Raw genomic sequence first — 21170 nt, forward strand, 5'->3', positions numbered from 1 at the left:
GATTAAAGTAATGCACTGCACTTATCCTTACCGCCCTCAGTACGCCAAGAACGTAACGCGATCGCTCTTTACTAGAATAGTCGATCGCACGGCTCAAATATTTTTACCAAATCAACTTAACAATCCCTGGCGTTTAAAATAATTAAAGTTTGTTGGCAAACTGCATCAAAAGCAACAAAATTCAGCGCAAAATAAAAAAATTAGCCTCAACATATCCGAAAATTTACCTAGAAGAATTATTGCGGGCTTGAATAACAGTCTGGGGTTCATTACTGTGTTTTTTTTACCAAAATACTTCTTTGCTGCCCTTTTCCCTGGTTAAAAAGCCGGTTGCTTTCGTCAAGAGTGCCTGAGTCACCATAGCCTTGACAAAATCTCGGTTAAGCAGGAAAATTAAATAAATGTTTTAAACAAAATACTCAGTGAAAGTTTCATTAGTAGTGAGCGATTTGTCAGGAGGAGGTGCAATTCGTGCTTTTTTATTAGCTCAAGTCTTGATAGAGCTTAAATGTGATGTAGAAGTTGTTGGATTTCAGTTGGGCACGGAATTGTATGCTACTCCTCCCAGAGATATCCCGGTATGTGCGATACCGGGTCAAAATTATCCGGGGTTTTTAATGGATGCTCAAAAACTTTGGAAAAAAATTGATGGGGATATTATTTATGCAGTCAAACCTAAACCTACAAGTTTTGGGTTATCACTGTTGAAAAAACTGGCTACTCGCCACTTTATAATTTTAGATATAGACGACTGGGAACTGAGCTGGTACGGCGGAGATGAATGGAAATACCGTCCATCTTTCAAACAACTTTATCGAGATATTTTTAAACACAACGGTCAATTGAGAGAACCAGATAATCCGCTCTATCTCAAGTGGATGGAAAGTCTCATTCACCGTGCTGATGCAGTCACCGTTGATACTGAGTTTTTACAACAGCGTTTTGGTGGTGTATATTTGCCTAATGGTAAGGATACTGCAATGTTCGACCCTGCTAAATACAACCCTGAATTGAGCAGACAGCGTTACGGCTTGTCGGGGTATAGAGTTCTGATGTTTCCGGGGGCACCGCGACCTCATAAAGGCGTAGAGGATGTTTTGATGGCCCTCGAACAGTTAAATGAGCCCGATTTAAAATTAGCGATCGTCGGCGGGAGTCCTTATGATGATTATGATGATAAACTTGTGAAACAATGGGGGCGTTGGATTATTAAACTGCCAAGGTTTCCAGTCGAGACGATGCCGTCCGTTGTAGCGGCGGCTCATGTTGTCGTTGTTCCTCAGCGAGAAACTCTCACAGCCGTGGCTCAGTTTCCGCTCAAGCTGACAGATGGCATGGCAATGGCTAAGCCTGTTTTGTCTACGCGAGTGGGGGATATTCCAGCAATTTTAGGGGGAACGGGTTATTTAGTCGATCCGAGTTCTCCCGCTCAAATTTCACAAAAGATTCAATGGATATTTCAAAATTGGACAGCGGCTAATTTACAAGGAATGAAAGGGCGGGAAAGATGTGTGAAAAAATATAGTATTCCAGCAATGAAACCGATACTTTCAGATATAATCGCAGGTATGTAAATGTTATTTTAAAACTACTCACGGGAGGAAGAAAAACTGTCTGTTATTAAAGAATATTTTGAGATGCCGTACTGTTTAGCTGGGAATGCTTCATGTCTGCCAATAAGCTACTCCTAAAATTTGCCAGACGATATCCCGGCAGGATTTTCTTAACTGTGATGCTGGGCTTTTCTGGCGCTTTATTCAACGGTATCAGCACGACTCTGATTGTACCAGTGCTTTTAAGTTTTTTAGAGGAAGCGATCGAGCTGCGTGGTGCTCCACCTCTAATTAAAACTTTGATGTATCCCTTTGAGGGAATGCCCGAAAATCAGCGTTTAATGTTGATGACCGGGGCGGTTGTGCTGGCAATTTTTTTAAAAAATGTTGCGAGTTATATCAATACTTTAGTAGCTACTTCTCTGACGCGCTCTCTGACTTTTGATTTGCGAGAAGCAGGTTTGCGGTTGTTGTTAGAAGTAGATTTAGATTTTTACTCTAAAACTAAAGTCGGGGATTTAATTAATAGATTGGGCGGAGAGATTGGTCGGACTGCTAGTGCAGTTGGTACGGCCATCGGAATGTTTACTACCTCAATCACTGTTTTGGTGTTTGTGGGTCTGCTACTTTCGATCTCGTGGAAACTGACGCTGACAGCTACAGTTTTACTGGCGTTAGTTGCTTGGACAAATCAATATATTATTAACCGTTCCAAGCATTTTGGTCACCTGCTTTCTGAAATGTCGAAAGATTATTCGGTTAGGGTGCTGGAAACGATTACTGGGATTCGGCTGGTTAAGTCAACGGGGAACGAGGAAAGAGAGTATCAGCGGATCAAGCATTTAATTCAAAGGCGAGAACAAGCGGATTTTCAGGCTCAGGTAAACTATGCGGCGATCGCCCCAATTAACGAAGTTGTTAATTTAATAGTTGTAATTTTGATTGTATTTATAGGTCGCACAATATTTGCTAATGAGATAGAGTCTATTTCTACAATTTTATTAACCTACTTATTGGTACTTTTTAGGTTAATTCCTTTAATTTCACAGTTGAATAGCGGGCGCAGTCAATTTGCAAATACGTCGGCTAGTGTAGAGGTGGTTAATGATTTTTTGAGCTGCGAGGACAAGCCATTTATGCTGAACGGTTCTGTGCCTTACACTCATTTGCGATCGGGAATTCATTTTAATAAAATATCTTTTAGTTATCCTAACCACAAAAATTTAGTTTTGCAAGGAATTGATTTATTTCTACCTCACGGCACTACTTTGGCTTTGGTAGGAACTTCGGGTTCTGGCAAGTCAACTTTGGCAGATTTACTGCCGAGATTTTACGATCCTACTGAAGGTCATATCTCGATCGATGGCACGGATTTGCGCGAATTTGATCTAAAAAGTCTCAGACAAGCGATGGGTATTGTTAGCCAAGATACGTTTTTATTTAATGCTTCAGTGCGCGAAAATATTGCTTATGCTAGACCCCAAGCGACGGAGGAAGAAATTGTGGAAGCGGCGAAGGGAGCGAATGCTTACGAGTTTATTCAACTATTGCCGGATGGGTTGGAGACTCAAATTGGGGATCGGGGCGTGATCCTATCGGGAGGGCAGCGTCAGAGAATTTCAATTGCTAGAGCCCTGCTGCAAAACCCGGAAATCTTAATTTTAGATGAGGCAACGAGTTCGCTGGATACGGTTTCGGAAAGGTACGTGCAAGCGGCGATCGAGAAATTGAGTTGCGATCGCACAACGTTGGTAATCGCCCACCGCCTCTCCACAGTCCAAAAAGCCAACAAAATCGCCGTGATCGATCGCGGACAAGTAGTAGAAATGGGCTCCCACGAAGAATTGCTAGCAAAAGGAGGTTACTACACTCGCTTGTATTCAGTGCAATTTGCCGAAGAAACCGCTCGTGATGAAGCTCTAATTAGAGGTTCTTACGAAATTCGCACTCGTCTGACTCCCATGATAGCTTACCTCAAAATGCTAGTAGATGAAATGGTAGACTCTCCCGAAGAAAGAGACGAGTTAATCAGAGAATCATTTCACTCTGCTGCTAATATTTTCACTACTTTAGAATTTATAGAAAAGACTATTAAGCGTCAGGCTGTTAAAAAGTAGTCAGTAGTCAGTTGGCAGTTGCCAGTTGTTATTTTCCCTGTTACCAATTCTAAATTACCAATTCCCAATTCCCAATTACCATGTCTAAATATTATGTATTTTTTACCAGAAATGTCTTGCCACAATCCAATGTAGCGAGCTTAGTTCAAGTTGCCCACTCTGCAAATGCCGCAGCAAATCTCGGTTATCCAGCAGTTTTGGTATACCTCCGCAAAGGATGGAATGCTTGGAATCCCGTTGATTTACTTCGTCCTTTTCAACCGAGGAAACCGGATGACCAACTTGCCAAAACTTACAATCTTCAGGAACAATTAAAAGTCGCAGATTTGCCCGTCCCGTGGCCGATCGATCTTTTGGACAGCAAGTGGACGAGTTCTAGTACAATAATATCAAAATACTACTTACCGATTCACCTGCTTAAATCCACTAAAATTGTCCACACCCGCGACTGGAACTTTGTCAAAGCAGCAGTTAAAAACGGAATTCCCGCTATCTACGAACAGCACCACCATGAAAACAAGCAATTTGAATCAGAAATTGTCCGCAATCCTCTGTTTCAGATTTCCGTAACTGTTGCCGATACAGTGCGAGACAGCATGATTTTGAATGGGATGCCGCCGGAAAAAGTAATTACGCTGCACAACGGTTTTAACCATTTGTTTCTCGCGAGACAAACAGAAGCTGCCCTGAAGTGGCGACAGCAATTAATAGAAGATGAAAGACAGTATTTAGCAGTTTATGCAGGCGGACTTTACCCGTTTAAAGGTGTTGATATGTTGGTGGATGTGGCTAAGGAATTGCCACTGGTTCAATTTGCGATCGCCGGTGGTGATTCATCCCAAGTAACAGGCTACCAGCAGTTAGCAAAATCCAAGCAAGTTAACAACATTAAATTTCTCGGCTACCTCCCTCAAAATCAACTGGCTAGCTTGCTGCAAGCAGCCGATGTTTTGACTCACCCTCACTGTTTGACAGAAGCCGCGACGTTCACATCTCCTTTAAAGTTCTTTGATTATATGGCATCGGGAACTCCGATTGTAGCGACGGAGATTGCATCTTTAATGGAATTTAAATCGGGAAATATAGCAGCAACTTGGTGCGAACCGGATAACCCGCACCAGTTCGCGCAAAGCATTCGAGATTGTTTAACTAAATATCCGAGGAAAATCGAAGGTTATGCAGAAACAATGGATTTTGTCAAGCAGTTTTCGTGGGAAAATAGGATAGAGAGAATTTTGAGTTATGTGGATGACCAAGTGCGATCGCAAATCATTCATTAATCCTCATCCGATAATTTTAAAATCCTCCGGGGCGGGTTTTACCAACAATCATCGCCTAAAATTAATAATCTCATAAACCCGCCCCGCCCACACGCAAAAACCCGATTTATTATTAGATATGAACCAAAAAATCATCGGCACAATCACCACCTACCCAGGGATGAGTCAAAGCGACTGGCTGTGGCAACAAACCCCCCACAACTTCGGCAAATGGGGAAACATTCAAATGCTCGCCAACCACCCAGAACCAGACTTTTTACTGATGTATCAATTCGACTTTCCCAAACCTTCCAAAAAGCAATCGTGGCTCGATAAAATACGTCGCTACAGGCATCAACACCCAGAAAATGACGTTCGAGAAAAATTGCGCGGTGTCCCCAAGGAACGTATAATTTACCTAATCCGCGAACCGCCATTGCCAGAAGTTATTGAAATTACCAAAGCCAACTACGAACAAGCGAAACTTTATTGCGGTTACGTTTCCGGGCCAGACGATTTCGCACCAAACCCCAATTATATGCCCGCGATTTGGTATCACTCTAACTCGTTTCGAGAACTCGATGAAATGCCTGCGCCGCCGAAAACTAAATCCTGTTCTTGGATTACTTCAGGTGTTAGCCGCACCGCCAATCACCGCCACAGATTAGACTTTATCAAATTGTTGCGATCGCAAGAATTGGATTTTGACCTTTACGGGCGAAACTTGCCAACTTGGGCGCGCGGGAACGGCACTATGAACAATAAATGGCACGCCGTCGCGCCATACTATTACAACTTAGCTATTGAAAATTATGCAGAAAACGATTGGTATGTCAGCGAGAAGCTTTGGGATGCTTTGTTAGCTTGGTGTTTGCCAATTTATTACGGCGGTTCGGCGGCGGATAAATTGTTGCCTGCGGGGAGTTTTCTGCGGCTGCCGAGTTTGGATGAGAAAGGAGTAGAATTTATTAAAGAGGTTGTGGCTACGCCAGATTATTGGCATGAAGCGAGGGAAAAAATTGCTGAAGCCAGACAAATCATTCTCCATGAATTAAACTTGCTCAATTGGCTGTCTAACTTTGCATCTTAGGAAATAGCGCAATGACAGAAAACCAAAATCAACCCAGAGAATACGATGCCGTACTCGGCGGTCAAAATCCACCCCCCCTCGGTGCTGCTGTCTTAGGCGGGATTCCCGGTGTTAAGAGTCGTTTAGCTTCACCGATTGTCGAGGTGAAAATTGCTGCACAGTCTGAAGCGCTGAAATATGGAGATGCAGGTTTAGATTTGATAATTGGGGCACTGCAAGATGAATCAATGGCGGTGAAGTTGGCCGCCTATTCGCTGCTGAGGAATAGAGATGAGGAGAAGATTCAACAACATTTACGTAGCTCTTTTGAATTTGATGTTATCGCAGTCGATGCTACAGGAAAGGAAAACAGCCGCAGTCAGTTCTTTGCTCGCTTCTTCCCGGAAGACTTAGGGAACTCAGTTGTGCTCGAAATGGTATCGATTCCCGATGGGGTATTTATGATGGGTTCGCCAGAAACAGAAGAAGGTAGAAAAGATAGGGAAAGTCCGCAGCATCAAGTAAAAGTAGCCGCTTTTTTTGCAGGTAAGTATCCCATCACCGAAGCACAGTGGCGAGCAGTGATGGAAAAAAATCCATCGGTTGTCCAAGGTGAAAAACGTCCTGTAATAGGTGTGTCGTGGCAAGATGCCGTCAAATTCTGCGACAAACTCTCAGAAAAAACCGGGAAAAAATATCGCCTCCTGAGTGAAGCAGAATGGGAATACGCCTGTCGTGGGGGTACAACAGGGCCATTTCATTTTGGGGAAACCATTACTAGAGAATTAGTCAACCATCACAAATACCCTGCCTACGCAAACGCTCCCCCCACAGACTCTTACTATTGCAGGCGAAGAGAAATAACGGATGTCGGGAGTTTTACCCCCAATGCCTTTGGACTGTACGATATGCACGGCAATGTTTGGGAGTGGTGCAGCGATACCTGGCACGAAAACTATAACGGCGCACCAACTGACGGAAGTTCTTGGGAAACTGGCACAAATGATAAACGTATGCAGCGTGGCGGTTCCTGGGAATATTCTGCGGTATATTGCCGCAGTGCCACTCGTCTTAGATATTCGGCTAGCTTCCGGGCTATAGACGTTGGTTTTCGCGTGGCTTGTGTTTTAGCGTAGTCTCGGGTTTTTGGTTTGTAGTATTCGGCGATGATTTTTATGTCTTGTCATTTTTGCCGGAGTTCGATAGACTTTTTTTTCAAAACTTTAAATCGTGATTAATCGAGGGGACACGATATAATTGAGCGACTATATATGAATGGAATTTGCACGCTAGCCAACGATACAGTTTACGATCAACTAATTGCCTTGCTCAACAGTATTGAAGTTATCTTAGGCTCAAATATTCCCGTCTGTATTTATCCTTTCGACGACCAAATAGAGGAAATCAAAGCTGAAATTGTTAACCGTCCCAACGTCTTTATTTATGAAGATAGCGCATCAATTCAGCGATGGGACAAATTCATGGAAGCAGCCGCACCCGAGCGTTTGAACCGCAAAAAATTCCGGCTTTACGGCGCACACCGACGCTTTTGCGCTTTCGACGGCCCGTTTGAAAAGTTTATCTATATGGATGCGGATACTTTGGTGATGAATTCCCTAGATGCGGTTTTTCAGAAGTTAGAGGGATCGGATTTTGTGGTTTATGATTTTCAATTTCTATCCCCAACTAAAGTATACAATATTCAGTCACCAAAACTCCTCGAAGTTTTTGAGCAAAATCGGATAGACTCGGAAATATTTTGTTCGGGGTTTTACGCCAGCAAGCAAGGATTGTTTGAGCAAAATACTAGGGAATGGCTGTTAGCTCAACTGCAATCTGGCGAGGCGGAAATTCTCTATGAAGGTGCGGGAGAACAGCCGTTGCTCAATTATATGGTGATGAAAACGGGGATGAATAGCTATAATTTTGCTTACAGTCTCCCGGAGGGCGAAAAAACCGGGTGCAGCGTCACTTCCCAACATTTTGAAGAGCAAGATCAGATTTTGTACGACAAGGGAAACCGACTTACTTACATTCATTATATTGGTGTGCCGCCGGATTTAATTCGGAGAGTTTGTGCGGGCGAAAATATTGAGTTTCCCTATCGCGATTTGTTCCTGCATTACCGCTACCTCCGCCAACCGTCCAAGCGTCCGATTTTTGCCCAACCGCTAAAGTCTTATACTGAGGTTTCTGGGGCGAATTTGTTAAAAAGGGCATTGAGAAGGTTGAGGATAAATTTATGAATCGCGGTATTTATATTGTTGCGAATGATAAGGTGATCGAAAGTGCGATCGCCCTTTTAAACAGCATACGTCTGTACAATTGTCAAGTACCTGTTTTTCTGATTCCCTTCGACGACAATTATCAGCAAGTCGCAGCCGCACTCAGCCTTCTCCACGACGTGCGATTGTTCCCAAATCTGGAGTTTGTGGAACAGTTTACCAGAGAAATTGGCCAAATGTTCGATCGCAACTTTTTAGCCCTCCCCAACAAAATGCGAAAACTCGCCGCCTGGTTTGGCCCCCTAGACGAATTTCTGTATATCGATACCGATATCATCGTCTTTGAAGACATGGCAGCCAACCTTAACAAACTATCAGAAGTAGACTTTTTTTGCTGCGATTACCACCACCTCAGCGAAAAACTGCGAAATGTATTTTCACCTACTGTAAAAGAACAAAATATCTTTACAGACTCACAGCTTCAAGATGTATTTAACAGCGGTTTTTGGGCTTCCAGAAAAGGAACTATTACAGAATCGCAAATGTATAAAATTTTGCGAGAATGTTCGCAGCATCGAGAATATTTTGACTTTACTCAAAATGTCACAGACCAACCTATACTAAATTATATCATTCTTAAACTGATTCCCAAGCGCTGCAATCTTGTTAAAGATTCAGCAACCGAACCGGGAAGCTGGGCTGGTTCCAAGCATTTTCAGGAAATAAATTATGTTCTTTATGACAAAGGCAAAAGGTTAAAATATATTCACTGGGCTGGAATCCCGATTAAATCGGGCAGCCCTTATTGGAAACTTTGGAAACATTATCGCTATCTCAATGAGGAACAACCAAATTTAGTGCAAAAAATATTTCGGGCTTTCAGTAGGTGAGGATAAAATCATATGTTCTATCATTGTCAACAAGCTTTGAAGAACCGGCAAGATGCCTGTTCCACGATTCATAAATATTGTTCGGTTTTTGACACTCAACCAGCTTTGAAGAACAGGCAAGATGCCCCCACCACAATCAATAAATTTTATTTCTTGTGGTGTGGGCATCTTGCCCGCACCTAAAAAACAATATATATACGCTGGATTACTTATTAACTAAAAAACTATGGTTGATGGCATTTATATACTAGCAAACGATGTTGTTTTCGACCAATTCGTGGCTTTATTAAACAGTCTCGAAGTCAATGGGGCAAAAGATATTCCAGTTTGCATCATTCCCTATGATGATAACTTGAAAAAAGTGCGATCGCACATTTCCCGCCTACACAATGTCACCCTGTTTGAAAATACCGATTCTATCCAGTTCTGGGAAGACTTTGCGACTCAAGTTTGGAAAACTCATGCAAAAGCTCAAAAAGTTTGGCAATCTCAAGGTTTGAAACCTGTTCAATGTTTGGAAATGCACCGAAAATTATGTTGTTTCGACGGCCCTTTTGATAAATTTATCTATTTTGACGCAGACACTCTGTTAATGGGTTCTCTAGATTATATTTATCAAAAGCTTGATGATTTTGATTGGGTAGCAAACGATTTTCAATACAAATCAGACCTCAATTATATATTTGATTTGTCCTCCCCCAAATTACCTCAAATTTTAAATATTGACGAACTGCAATCTCATACTTTTTGTGCGGGTTGGTATGCGTCAAAAGCCGGGGTTTTTAATCGAAACAATTGCTATCAATTATTAGAAAAATTAACATCAGGAGAAGCGGAAATTATGTCTTTACGGGGCGCTGACCAATCTTTACTTAACTATTTAGTCGCCCGCAGCAATATCTCTTTTTACAACTTTGCATATGCTGAACCCGAACAGGTAACGGGAAATCATTGGTCTTCTCAATTTGAGGTGATAGATTATGTTCTATATGACAAAGGACGACGGTTGACTTACTTGCACTACATGAGTATTTCGGCTGCAAAGTTTACTCGATTGTGTGCTGGCGAAGATGTTGAGATTCCTTACCGAGACGTATTTCTGCACTATCGCTATTTGAATTCGCCGGAAACACAGCCAAAACTCGCGCCTCCAAATTTGTTGGTTCGCTTGGGGAGAAATCTCAAAACTTGGGGAAGTCAAAAAGTTAACAATGTTCAATTTAAGCTGCGGAATTTCTGGGATAGATAGCATCTAACTGTACTCTAACTGTACAAAGACTGAATCCACTCCCATTCGCGCCTTAAGCCTTCTTCTAAAGCAACCTGCGGCTGATAACCTAAGATTTTCTTGGCTTTAGACACATCCGCGCTAGTGTGTCGCGCGTCTCCCCTCGCAGCTTCAGTAAAATCTATCCGAATAGGTCGATCGACTATCCTCTCTATTGTATCAATAACTTCTCTCAAAACTACCCGACTTCCCCCACCAATATTAAAAACTTCTCCCGCAGCTTCTGGAACCTCAGCGGCCGCTAAATTCGCCTCAACGCAATCGCTGATAAACGTAAAATCCCGCGTTTGCAATCCGTCGCCAAAAATAGAAATCGCCTCATCAAACAAAATCGACTTAAAAAACTTGTGAAAAGCCATATCGGGGCGCTGTCTCGGCCCGTAAACCGTAAAATAGCGCAGCGAAGTAGTCGGAAGACCAAAATTCTGGTAATAAAGTCCGCACAAACGTTCACCGGCTAACTTCGTAATTCCGTAGGGAGAAACCGGCTGCGGACAAGCGTTTTCATTCGTGGGAAAAGATTCAGCATTGCCGTAAATTGAAGAAGAAGAAGCATAGACAAACTTTTGCAATTTTGGCGCATCTTTTGCCGCTTCTAACAATACTTGGGTGCTGTTAATATTGCGTTCCGTATAACTGCGAAAACCGTCACCCCAGCTAGCACGAACTCCTGCTTGCGCCGCCTGATGAAAAATCACCTTAGCATCGGATAAAAGACTTCGCCAATTTTGAGACAAAATATCGCCTTCCACCAATTCAAAACCCGGATACTTTTCAAATCGTGCAATATTCTTGCGCTTGAGAGCCGGGTCGTAATAATCGTTGAACTCATCAACACCAATAACCGTGTCCCCTCTATTTAAAAGAGTTTCTACTAAGTTAGAGCCAATAAATCCCGCCGCACCCGTAACAATAACAATACTCATTAGATTTTAGATTTTAGATTTTAGATTTTAAAAATTTTACAGAAATTATTGCATAAGTTTTCATATTCTTCTTTCTCTTTCTCTTCCTCTGCGTTCTCTGCGTTTCAAAAAACATCAAATAGGATAATCTTAGAGAACTATCAACCCCCTTCTTTCTGATAAAAAGAGGTTGATAGTTAACTTTCATTGTTCAAAAGAATCTAAATCCAGCGCTTGGGAACCTCCGCGTTCTAACTCGATTAAAAGCTTACCCAACTGAGTCCAAACTAGCCAACCTGTGAGTACCGTCAGTGGCAAAGCTAGGGCATAAGAAAGTAGTTTTGGGAAGCCAAAAATCTCCATTCCAGAAGCTAAAAATACGCAAATACCGCCAGCCATTCCCAGAAAAGGTATGACCAATTGCAGCCTTGGCAGGTTAGCCAAGGTGCGAGTAGAACGATTTTTAGACCACTGTTGTACGGATTGTTTGAGAGTTGCTTCAAATGCTACACCGGAGGCCATCCCTGCTAGCAGTCCAGCCGACATTAAAAAATAGGGAGGTTCTGGAAAATAATACACGAATAATTCCTTAATTTGGGTAATTTGGGTAATTGGGAATTGGGAGTAGGTAATTGAGAATTGGGAATTAGGAATCGGCAAAAGTAGAATTATTTTTCTTTCTTCTTCCCTCTTCCTTCTTCCTTCTTCCCTCTTCCTTCTTCCTTCTAATTAAAACCGAGTTAGCGCCGCTGCTCCTGCTGTGGAAAACTCCGTCAAAGCGCCTAGAGCAACGTTGAACAGGCGACCGGGCTGCAAATCTTCCTTGACTAAGTTCCACAGGCTGCGAACTTCTTCGGTGTGGAGGCGATCGTCCTCAATCAAAGCTAACATTAGCTGGCGTCTCAAAAACGACCCTTCCTCTGACAGCAAAAATTGCAAGCCTAGTTGTGCTGTGGGTAGCAGGTCGAAACTGCGATCGGATCGGGCGATCGCGATCATGTCCTCTAACCTGTTCCACTGGAATTTGCCATCCTTGAATAATACCTCAATCAGTCGCCGCCGCAGTGCCGGAGATTCTCCGTTCAACAAACGGCGCGCTACATAAGGATACGCCACCTCGACTATCTTGAAATCGGGATTCAGCGTCAGGGCCAAACCTTCTTCTGTCACCAGAGAGCGAATAATTAAGGCAAATTTCGCCGGCACCCGGAAAGGATAATCGTACATCAACTCCGAAAACTGGTCTGTAATCGTCTTGAAGTTAAAATCTGACACCTTTTCGCCGACGATATCGCCGAGTACAGATTCCAGCGCCGGGACGATCGGCATAATATCTGTATCTGGTGTCAAAAAGCCAAGTTTGACAAAATCTTTGGCTAATTGTAAGTAATCTTTGTTGATCAAATGAACGACAGAATCAACCAAAGTTTCTTTAGTTGTTTCTTCCATCTGATCCATCATCCCAAAATCAATGTAAGCCATACGGCCGTCCGCTAAGGCAAACAGATTTCCCGGATGGGGGTCAGCGTGAAAAAATCCGTGTTCCAGCAACTGCCGCAAACCGCTGCGGACTCCGACTTCAATTAAACTATCGGTATCCAAACCTGCGGCTTTAACACTTGCTATATCTGTCAGCTTGATGCCGTCAATCCATTCGAGAGTGAGAACGCAGTTTGAAGTATAGCGCCAGTAAATGCTCGGAACTTTTACTGTCGGGTCGTCGGCAAAATTTGTAGCAAATTTCTCGGCGTTGCGTCCTTCATTGAGATAATCAATTTCCTCGAACAATTTGATACCGAATTCATCCACGATCAAACAAAGGTCGTGACCGAGATTCAGCGGCAACAAAGGGCCCAACCATCCAGCGGCCCAGCGCATTAAATAAAGATCCAGGCTCAAAACTGGCAGCAAATTCGGTCGCTGAACCTTGACTGCTACTGCTTCCCCGGTGAGGAGGCGAGCTCGGTAGACTTGACCGAGACTTGCCGCGGCGACAGGTTCGGGAGAGATTTCGCTGTAGGTTTCGCTAATTTTGCGATCGAGTTCTGCTTCAATAATCTCGAAAGCGCGCACCGAGTCAAACGGCGGCAATTGATCCTGAAGTTTGATCAATTCTTCGAGAAAGTCTTTGCGGATCAAATCCGGTCTGGTAGAAAGGGCTTGGCCGACTTTAATGAAAGTGGGGCCCAAGCGAGTGAGTATTTGTCGCAGGTGGGCGGCCCGTTCCGGCTGGTGTGCTGCGACTTCGTGCTGCCAACTGTCCCACAGCATCCCCAGAACGAAGCCTGCAAAAGACCAAATAACGGTAATTGCGCGCCAAATTGCTTTCCAAGGACGGTTGCGGTAATACTGAGCGATCGCTTGTGGATCGTAGCGTCTAGCCTGAGTGAATTGATACTGAGGCACTCGTTTATTTTCCTCTTATCTTATGAAAATTACAGGTTAAATTGAGAATTGGGCATCGGCCATCGGGCATCGGGCATTGGAAGTCAAAAGTTAAAACATTCTTCCTTCTTCCTTCTATCCTTTACATCCGTTACATCCGTTACATCCGTTACAGAATCCGTTGCCGAACTTCCTTCTTCATCATTGACCGATCGCATTGCAAGGTTTAGGCGAGCGGAAAATGCACCCGTTCGAGGCGGATTGCTAGCCTAAATTTGTTTCTTTTCATTAAATATAGTACATAAAAGTACAAGTGATCGGTCAAAATACTTAACGGCTCTCCCTGAACCCTGCACATTCTCACAGCACTGCAACCCTGCAATTCTTTTCTCATCCTGCATTTCCCTCGCTTAAGCCATCGCGCCAAAGCTACCGGATGCGATCGGCCTTTGCCAAGCAATCTTTCAGACCGTAAATCGTCCGCTCTTGTTGATCCCTCGACAGTTCTGGAAACATCGGCAAAGACAAGACTTCGCGACAAACTTGCTCAGCCTTTGGCAACTGACCTGCTTGATAACCCAAAGATTTGTAAACAGGTTGCAGGTGCAAAGGTAACGGATAGTAAACCATCGAACCGATGCCAGCTTCCTGCAACTGAGCCCGCATCCAATCTCGAAAATCGCCAGAGGAATTTTGCGCCTCTTCTGGACTTGTCAGCCGGATCGTGTATTGATTCCAAACTCCTTTTGCTTCCGGCAACTCTTTGGGGACGGCAACTCCGGGCACGCGGGAGAGAAATTCGCTGTAAAGTGCCGCTTTCTCCTGCCGCTGCGCGTTCCAACTGTCGAGATACCGCAATTTAATGCTGAGAATCACCGCTTGCAGGGCATCTAAACGGCTGTTGTAACCGATTTCTTCGTAGAAATATCTAGAAGACTGTCCGTGTTCTTTGAGCATTCGCATCGAAGCTGCCAGGGCTGGATCGTTTGTCGTCACCGCGCCACCGTCACCGCAAGCGCCTAAATTTTTGGTCGGATAAAAACTAAAGCAGCCGACATGGCCGATGCTGCCGACTTTTCGAGACTGCCACTGGGCCCCGACAGACTGGGCGCAATCTTCAATTACGGCTAAATTGTGTCGAGTCGCAATTTCCATCAACCGAGTCATGTCTACCGGTTGGCCGAAGATGTGCACTGGCATAATTGCCTTGGTTTTGTCGGTAATTGCCGCTTCGAGGAGCTCGACATCCAGATTAAAAGTATCGCTGTCAATATCGACAAATACTGGAGTCGCGCCGACGGCGCTAATTGTCTCAGCCGAAGCAAAAAAGGTAAAAGGAGTGGTAATCACTTCATCGCCGGGGCCAATTTTGAGAGCACGCAAAGCCAAAATCAAGGCATCCGTGCCGGAGTTACAGCCAACGCACTCGGAAACTCCCGTGTAGTCGGCGAACTCTCGTTCAAAACTCTTCACGGCTGGGCCGCCTACGTAGCCGCCAGAGGCAAGCACTTTTTGCACCGCAGCGGTTATCTCGTCGCCAATCTGGGCGTATTGGCGGGTTAAGTCGAGGGGGGGAACATTATTCACTCTTTACACCATAAATTTCAACCATTATCAAAGCAAATTCTTGCAGCAAAACTGTTTTCCAGAAACCTTTATTGCAATATCTTATATTTGGACAGGCAAACAATCACATTATCGAAAGGGTGGGCCGGTGTTAATTCTGCTAGATTTTACAGATTTGGGTTGGGCTTTGGGGATGGTGGCGATCGCGATCGGGCTTTCGGCGTGGCAGGGACTGGGATTGGAGGGGGCGATCGCGCTCGCCGCGGGGCGCACCCTGATCCAGTTAATCTTAGTCGGGTACGTGCTCGCAGTCATATTTGACCCGCAGGGGAAAAATCCTTGGCTGGTTTTAGCAGTTTTAGCAATCATGCTGACAACCGCTAGCATGGTTGCCAGCAACCGCATCAGCAAAAAAATCAAGAACTTACTGCCCTTAGTTTGGGGTTCAATTTTGATAAGTACGGCCTTGACTCTCGCCTATACAAACTTGCTAATTTTGCAGCCTGACCCTTGGTACGAACCGCAATACCTGATTCCCTTAGCGGGTATGATTTTGGGCAATGCCATGAACTCCGGGGCGATCGCCGGCGAAAGACTTGTCAGTACAGTTAATAGCAGCCAGTTAGAAATAGAAACCCATTTAAGTTTAGGTTCCACTCCCCAGCAAGCAGTAAAACAGTACCGCAAAGATGCCATCAAAGCGGGATTAATCCCGCTCTTAAATACAATGACAGTGGTAGGAATCGTGACTTTACCCGGAATGATGACAGGTCAAATGCTGAGCGGTGTCAGTCCTCTCGATGCAGCATCTTACCAGATTTTAATTATGTTTGTGTTAGCGCTGGCAACTGTAATCGCCACTCTGCTGTTGACTGAGGGATTGTCCCGGAAGTTTTTCAATCAAGATGCACAATTGATCAAATGGTAATTGGGCATTGGGCATTGGTAATTGGGAACACCAGATAGAATATAAATTAACCAGAATTATCGTAGGGGCGGGTTCACCAACATCTCCGATAAAAATGATAAATCTCATAAACCCGCCCCGCCCCAATGACTGATAACTGACAACTCATATAATCTGTACATAAATATCTAGTCGGGGCGGGTTTAGGGAATCTAGGACTGACATTAAAGATTGTCGGTGAACCCGCCCCTACAATAATTATGATTGATTTATAGGACAAGATATCGGGATAATTTACCATGATTAAAACTCCAAATCAACCAGTAACCTTTGAAGAATTTGCGGAATGGAAGCCCGAAAATGCACGTTATGAACTGCACAATGGAGAGATTATTGAAATAGCCCAGCCACCGGGAAAACATGAAGAAGTTATCGGTTTCTTAGCCTCGAAATTAACTCTTGAATTTGTCAGACTAAACCTTCCGTACCTAATCCCCAAACAAGCATTAGTTAAGCCGCCGGAACACGAATCAGCCTATTCGCCCGATATTCTAATCTTAAGTCGCCCAAATTTAGCATCAGAACCTCTATGGAAAAAGTTCTCAACTGTGACTCAAGGCGCATCAATTCCGCTTGTTGTTGAAGTCGTTAGCACGAATTGGCAAAATGACTACATCAGGAAGGTGGGCGAATACGAACTAATCGGGATTCCTGAATACTGGATTGTGGATTATCTCGGTTTGGGCGGCCGCAGGTTTATCGGGAATCCTAAGCAACCGACTATTTCGATTTATCGGTTGCTTGACGGCGAGTATGAGGTGAGTTTGTTTCGGGGAGATGACAACATCAAGTCCGCAATTTTCCCAGAGTTGAATTTGACGGCGCAACAAGTTTTTCAAGCTGGAATGACTGCGGATGAAATTGCGGGCGGTGCGTGAGTGTACAAATTGCGAAAAATCTGACAGATTTTTGACCCTCACGCACCCTACAACTACAACTACTTCGGTTCGTGACTCCCAATCCGCTTGCCTTCGCCATCGTACACCTGCATCGGAATTTTGGCGTTTTCGGCGATCGCCTCCAAAGCTTTTTGCAATGTTTGAACGTGCTTTTCTACAGCTTGACGAGTCTTCACAGCATTGTTGTTGTTTGCTTGGATGAAGGTTTGTTGCAGTTTCTGCACGTAACCTGGAGTCATCTGCACCGCAATCAAATCTTTGCTAACAGTATAGTCGCAAATCTTGGGGTTGCCTTTGCAAGTTTTATCTAAATCGGTGCGGGCTTTTTGCAGGTTTCTTTCTTCCTGCAACCTTACTTCTGCTTGCTGCAAGGAAGTTTTGTAGGAAGCGATCAGCGGTTGGGCTTTTTGAGAATAGGAAGTTGCCGCCGGCACTTGCTCCGCGTAACTCAAAGCTCTTCGCCAGGATTCAGATGCTTTAAACCAGGCGTTTTTGCCCTCAAAAATTTGAGCTTCCGCTGCTAAAGTCACAGCTTGAGTATACGCATTTTCCGAAATTCCTTCGACATTTTTGCGCTCGCGAGCTTCTGAAAGTTTGGTTTCGTATTTGGGAACTAACAGTTTAGCTTGTTGGTAAGATGTCGTGCCCGTGGGAATTTCGGATAGGATGTCGAGGGATTCTTCCCAACCTGATTGTACTTGAGCCCAAGTCTCGGCTGTCTGAGCTACTGCTTCGCGAGCTTCTGCTATTTGGGCTGTATTTTTGGCGGCGAGCAGCGTTTTTTCGGCTTTTTTCTCTGTGCTTAACTGCCGATTTCCTGTTGCTACATTCTTCCGGTATTCTTTTGCCTTTCTCTGAGCAAAAGCATAAACTGGACTGTCTGTGGGGATTTCTCCGAGTTCGCCGATCGCACTTTGCCACAGAGCTTGCGCTTCCTGTCCGTCCTCCGCAGAATAAGGCGGATTTTGGGTTTTCTGGGTTGCTGACTGTGCGAGGCGCGCTGCATCGATCGCAGAGTTTAAATTCTGATTTTGCTTCCGGTAGTTTTCCAGGGCGCTTTGAGCTTCACCGCGATGAATTGACCAAGAGGGAATCGGTTCCAAAAGGGCGATCGCCTGTTTTAACTGTCGCTGCGCTTCTTGGGGGCTGTTGGCAACTTTTGACGTTTTCAGCGTCTTCGTAGAATTCTCGCTCAACTGTTTGGCATTAGCTAAAGCACTACATCCTCCGATGACGCAGGGGCGGCTCAGCATATAATAACCGCCTGCCAAAACTAGCGCGGCGACACTGATGATTCCAGCAGCAGCCAGCATCGCAAACGGTGAATGCTTGGGTTTTTGGGCAACTGTTACCGCTTCCATATCCAGCGGATTGAAGGGATTGTCTCCAATATCTGTCGGGATTGCAGCTACCCTAAAGGCGATCGGATCGGAATTGCTGGAACTCTCCGACAAATTGGGGAAATATTCTTCATCCCACGCATCTTTACCCTCTGTTTCTAACGGTATCTCCTCCTTTACATCCGCCGTCTGGGCCGTATTTTCTGTTAAGACTATCCCGGTTTCTTCTGCGGGGGTATTCTCGGTTTTTTTGAACAACTGCACTGTTTTTGGTCTTGACAAAACAGGGTTGTGCATGGTAAAAGAATGGAAAGCATAAGGCTGTTTTTGCCCGGTAATTTTTAGGCAAAGTCCAATCTGTTGAATAGATTCTGGTTCTATTTCGAGAATTGCTGCTTCTAGCACCGCAAAAGTCGGTTTGGCTTTGAGAACTAAACTGCGCGGGTGTTCTCCCACAACTGTTAATGATTCATCTCGAAAATCGCAACTAATATAAAGCGGTAAATTTTTAAATCCGGCTGCTTGCAAGTGTTGCTGCAATTTTACTTCTAGAATTTGTGCGTTGCTTTGGATCGTTGCTACTGTCATATTTTCTCCTCTGTCCGATCTCACCACTTTCGATTTTAGATTGTGAATTTTTGATTTTAGATTGCAGAACTGTCTGGGTTTTTGATTGCTTTGAACTTTGGCACCGATTTCTTCCCAATCTTAACTCTAAAAATTCAATTTTCCACAAACTCTTAACTCTCAAATCTCAACCGACATGGGCTGTCCATAACTTTCGCTGTAATAAACTTGAGTCACGTCAAAACGTCCGCCATATTGTTTGAAAGGTTCTGCTGCATAACCAAGTGGCAGCAAACAGCAAACATCTACTTCTTCGGGAATTTGAAAGGCTTCTTTCACCTTAGCGCTCACAAAACCTTCCATCGGACAACTGTCTACCCCAAAACTTTTAGCTGCAATCATTAAGTGGGCTACTGCGAGCATTGTATGTCTGTTTGTCCAAGCTTCTAGGGAGTCGAAGCAGGGACGGTTCTCGAACAATTGCGGGATTGCTTGTCGCATATAACCGGCTAAATTGTCATTCATTGCCCCTGTGGCTTTGCCCAATTCGATGACGGCTTCGGTGTTTTTGGGCCCGGCGGCGCGTCGATCGCCACAACAGATTAATACTGTTGGGGCTTCTACCACTTGGCGCTGATCGAAGGCGCAAGCTTTTAATTTTTCTTTGCTAGCTTGGTTTTGAAGTACGATAAACCGCCAAGGCTGCAAGTTGTAACCAGAGGGCGATCGCACTCCCAATCGCAAAATCTCTGCCAATATTGCTGGGGGAATCGGATCTGGTTTGAAACTGCGGGCGGCCCGTCGGCTTTCGATCGCCGTTTTAACATTAATTGAAGGTTGGATTTCAATTGTCATGGATAATTCTAATGGGTAATTGGTAATCGGTAATTGGGCATTGGGCATTGGGCATTGGGCATTGGGCATTGGGGCATTGGGCATTGGGCATTGGGATTGGTAACTTAAAAAAGTTGAATTGTTTTTCTTCCTTCTTCCTTCTTCCCTCTGCATTCTTCCTTCTTCCTTCTTCCTTCTTCCTTCTTCCTTCGTTATCCCAAGCCCAACTCGCGCTTGAGCAAATTAATCGACTTAGAGCCGATGTAATTTTCGGAGCATATCAGTTGCGGGGGACGAATAATATCTTCTCTAGCCGCATTGATGGCAGCTTTTACTGTAGCAAAACTCGGTTGGTCGCAAAAAATTGTTCTGGCCGATCGCACGATCGAGTTAATCTTGTACTCGTCTGACACCAAGGCCGTCATCACCAGCAAATCCTCTCCCCGGATGCTGTGGATGATGACTTCGGTCGATCGTAGCATTCCCGGACTCAGGCTGACGAGACCCAAATAACTGTCTTTGGGCAAACTCCCGACTAGCTGGATTTCCTGGCTGTAGTCGTAGATGTCTACGGGAATAACTCGCACAGAACGCGGTGCCGAAATCGATTCTGCTTCTCCGATAAAATATCGACTCGTGATCACAGTTCCCGAAGAAATTTGATCCAAAAAAGTACCTAGCTGTTCCATCGGCACTAACTGTATGGGAATACGGAGAGCTTGTTCGAGTTCTTTCGCCATCAGTTCACCCACGCCGATGTCTTCTGTGGGGGCTGTGACGACGACGCGGGCGCTGCACCTGAGCCGCCAGTCAATTTCGGCCAAAAATAATTCCCTCGCTTGGTTGAGCGTACAGCCCTGTCCCAGCAGTTGATCTATACTTCCTTGCACTATTTTGTTGGCAAGGGGATATTCTTCGAGGATCGGAGATTTGAGTTTGTTGCCGCCTTCGTTGCCTTGAGCGCGGACGTAAATGCCCGATCCTGCTTGGGCTTCTACGAGTCCGGTATTTTCGAGCTGGCGGTATACTTTGCTGATGGTGTTGCGGTGCAAACCAGTCTGCATGGCTAGCTGTCTGGTGCTGGGCAAGCGGTGTCCGGGCGGAAATTGTCGCGAGGCGATCGCAAACCTGATTTGATTGAATAGTTGGGTGGATGCTGGAATATCGCTATCTGTTTGAATATGAAATTGAACCATTATTAAAGGCTCCGACGACTTCAACTTAGTATTTTTATAACGTCGAGTACCGCGCCTAGGATTGCTCCGATATCTCTGTCTATAGCATAATCTTATTTGGTTGATCTGCA

At 44.6% G+C, this 21170-nt stretch carries 17 protein-coding genes; 10 read left to right on the forward strand and 7 right to left on the reverse strand.

What is annotated here, in order from left to right:
- Nucleotides 1–422: 422 nt before the first annotated feature.
- The 8 genes from QUB77_RS26335 to QUB77_RS26370 all read left to right on the forward strand — a co-directional run bounded on the left by QUB77_RS26335 (nucleotide 423) and on the right by QUB77_RS26370 (nucleotide 10362).
- Nucleotides 423–1574 carry a glycosyltransferase family 4 protein gene (locus QUB77_RS26335; RefSeq protein WP_333179041.1) on the forward strand — a complete coding sequence of 384 codons (1152 nt, stop codon included), beginning with the start codon at nucleotides 423–425 and terminating at the stop codon, nucleotides 1572–1574.
- Between the two features lie 92 nt (nucleotides 1575–1666).
- Nucleotides 1667–3670 (forward strand): ABC transporter ATP-binding protein, encoded by a 2004-nt coding sequence (locus QUB77_RS26340; protein WP_333179038.1) that lies wholly within the window; start codon nucleotides 1667–1669, stop codon nucleotides 3668–3670.
- 80 nt (nucleotides 3671–3750) lie between these two features.
- Nucleotides 3751–4950, forward strand: coding sequence for a glycosyltransferase family 4 protein (locus QUB77_RS26345; protein WP_333179036.1), 1200 nt, complete (start codon nucleotides 3751–3753; stop codon nucleotides 4948–4950).
- Nucleotides 4951–5068: 118 nt separating this feature from the next.
- The gene (locus QUB77_RS26350) at nucleotides 5069–6019 is read left to right on the forward strand and encodes a glycosyltransferase family 10 domain-containing protein (RefSeq protein ID WP_333179034.1); all 951 of its coding nucleotides are present in this window, start codon (nucleotides 5069–5071) and stop codon (nucleotides 6017–6019) included.
- An 11-nt stretch (nucleotides 6020–6030) separates the two neighbouring features.
- Complete coding sequence (locus tag QUB77_RS26355) at nucleotides 6031–7134, forward strand: formylglycine-generating enzyme family protein (protein WP_333179032.1); 1104 nt, start codon at nucleotides 6031–6033, stop codon at nucleotides 7132–7134.
- Nucleotides 7135–7269: 135 nt separating this feature from the next.
- Nucleotides 7270–8244 carry an Npun_R2821/Npun_R2822 family protein gene (locus QUB77_RS26360; RefSeq protein WP_333179029.1) on the forward strand — a complete coding sequence of 325 codons (975 nt, stop codon included), beginning with the start codon at nucleotides 7270–7272 and terminating at the stop codon, nucleotides 8242–8244.
- On the forward strand, nucleotides 8241–9113 hold the full coding sequence (locus QUB77_RS26365) for an Npun_R2821/Npun_R2822 family protein (RefSeq protein ID WP_333179026.1): 873 nt from the start codon (nucleotides 8241–8243) through the stop codon (nucleotides 9111–9113). Before QUB77_RS26360 ends, QUB77_RS26365 begins: the two co-directional genes overlap by 4 nt.
- A gap of 226 nt (nucleotides 9114–9339) precedes the next feature.
- Nucleotides 9340–10362 carry an Npun_R2821/Npun_R2822 family protein gene (locus QUB77_RS26370; protein ID WP_333179022.1) on the forward strand — a complete coding sequence of 341 codons (1023 nt, stop codon included), beginning with the start codon at nucleotides 9340–9342 and terminating at the stop codon, nucleotides 10360–10362.
- Nucleotides 10363–10376: 14 nt separating this feature from the next.
- Here QUB77_RS26370 and QUB77_RS26375 read toward each other — a convergent pair whose 3' ends face one another.
- From QUB77_RS26375 to QUB77_RS26390, 4 genes are all read right to left on the reverse strand, one after another.
- Complete coding sequence (locus QUB77_RS26375; RefSeq protein ID WP_333179019.1) at nucleotides 10377–11327, reverse strand: NAD-dependent epimerase/dehydratase family protein; 951 nt, start codon at nucleotides 11325–11327, stop codon at nucleotides 10377–10379.
- Between the two features lie 183 nt (nucleotides 11328–11510).
- Nucleotides 11511–11885: a hypothetical protein gene (locus QUB77_RS26380; RefSeq protein ID WP_333041041.1), complete on the reverse strand. Its 375-nt coding sequence runs from the start codon at nucleotides 11883–11885 to the stop codon at nucleotides 11511–11513.
- 150 nt (nucleotides 11886–12035) lie between these two features.
- On the reverse strand, nucleotides 12036–13712 hold the full coding sequence (locus QUB77_RS26385) for an AarF/ABC1/UbiB kinase family protein (protein WP_333179016.1): 1677 nt from the start codon (nucleotides 13710–13712) through the stop codon (nucleotides 12036–12038).
- 408 nt (nucleotides 13713–14120) lie between these two features.
- A complete protein-coding gene (locus QUB77_RS26390) occupies nucleotides 14121–15278 on the reverse strand; it encodes a DegT/DnrJ/EryC1/StrS family aminotransferase (RefSeq protein ID WP_333179013.1) in 1158 nt (385 codons plus the stop codon).
- 127 nt (nucleotides 15279–15405) lie between these two features.
- On the opposite strand from QUB77_RS26390, the gene QUB77_RS26395 reads away from it, so the two are divergent.
- The gene (locus tag QUB77_RS26395) at nucleotides 15406–16185 is read left to right on the forward strand and encodes an ABC transporter permease (protein WP_333179010.1); all 780 of its coding nucleotides are present in this window, start codon (nucleotides 15406–15408) and stop codon (nucleotides 16183–16185) included.
- Nucleotides 16186–16463: 278 nt separating this feature from the next.
- Nucleotides 16464–17102: a Uma2 family endonuclease gene (locus tag QUB77_RS26400; protein ID WP_333179007.1), complete on the forward strand. Its 639-nt coding sequence runs from the start codon at nucleotides 16464–16466 to the stop codon at nucleotides 17100–17102.
- A gap of 59 nt (nucleotides 17103–17161) precedes the next feature.
- On the opposite strand, the gene QUB77_RS26405 is transcribed toward QUB77_RS26400, so the two are convergent.
- The 3 genes from QUB77_RS26405 to QUB77_RS26415 all read right to left on the reverse strand — a co-directional run bounded on the left by QUB77_RS26405 (nucleotide 17162) and on the right by QUB77_RS26415 (nucleotide 21060).
- The gene (locus tag QUB77_RS26405; protein WP_333179005.1) at nucleotides 17162–19051 is read right to left on the reverse strand and encodes a hypothetical protein; all 1890 of its coding nucleotides are present in this window, start codon (nucleotides 19049–19051) and stop codon (nucleotides 17162–17164) included.
- A 159-nt stretch (nucleotides 19052–19210) separates the two neighbouring features.
- Nucleotides 19211–19885, reverse strand: a complete 675-nt coding sequence (locus QUB77_RS26410) for a nitroreductase family protein (RefSeq protein ID WP_333179003.1) — start codon at nucleotides 19883–19885, stop codon at nucleotides 19211–19213.
- A 191-nt stretch (nucleotides 19886–20076) separates the two neighbouring features.
- Nucleotides 20077–21060, reverse strand: a complete 984-nt coding sequence (locus QUB77_RS26415; protein ID WP_333179000.1) for a GntR family transcriptional regulator — start codon at nucleotides 21058–21060, stop codon at nucleotides 20077–20079.
- Nucleotides 21061–21170: the final 110 nt, after the last annotated feature.

The sequence above is a fragment of the Microcoleus sp. AT9b-C3 genome (assembly GCF_036705485.1).
Classification (GTDB): Bacteria; Cyanobacteriota; Cyanobacteriia; order Cyanobacteriales; family Microcoleaceae; genus Microcoleus.

Coding starts and splice junctions, on each gene's coding strand:
- QUB77_RS26400 (WP_333179007.1), top strand. CDS start 16,464: ATGATTAAAACTCCAAATCAACCAGTAACCTTTGAAGAATTTGCGGAA.
- QUB77_RS26345 (WP_333179036.1), top strand. CDS start 3,751: ATGTCTAAATATTATGTATTTTTTACCAGAAATGTCTTGCCACAATCC.
- QUB77_RS26360 (WP_333179029.1), top strand. CDS start 7,270: ATGAATGGAATTTGCACGCTAGCCAACGATACAGTTTACGATCAACTA.
- QUB77_RS26340 (WP_333179038.1), top strand. CDS start 1,667: ATGTCTGCCAATAAGCTACTCCTAAAATTTGCCAGACGATATCCCGGC.
- QUB77_RS26410 (WP_333179003.1), bottom strand. CDS start 19,885: ATGACAATTGAAATCCAACCTTCAATTAATGTTAAAACGGCGATCGAA.
- QUB77_RS26350 (WP_333179034.1), top strand. CDS start 5,069: ATGAACCAAAAAATCATCGGCACAATCACCACCTACCCAGGGATGAGT.
- QUB77_RS26375 (WP_333179019.1), bottom strand. CDS start 11,327: ATGAGTATTGTTATTGTTACGGGTGCGGCGGGATTTATTGGCTCTAAC.
- QUB77_RS26355 (WP_333179032.1), top strand. CDS start 6,031: ATGACAGAAAACCAAAATCAACCCAGAGAATACGATGCCGTACTCGGC.
- QUB77_RS26415 (WP_333179000.1), bottom strand. CDS start 21,060: ATGGTTCAATTTCATATTCAAACAGATAGCGATATTCCAGCATCCACC.
- QUB77_RS26370 (WP_333179022.1), top strand. CDS start 9,340: ATGGTTGATGGCATTTATATACTAGCAAACGATGTTGTTTTCGACCAA.
- QUB77_RS26405 (WP_333179005.1), bottom strand. CDS start 19,051: ATGACAGTAGCAACGATCCAAAGCAACGCACAAATTCTAGAAGTAAAA.
- QUB77_RS26365 (WP_333179026.1), top strand. CDS start 8,241: ATGAATCGCGGTATTTATATTGTTGCGAATGATAAGGTGATCGAAAGT.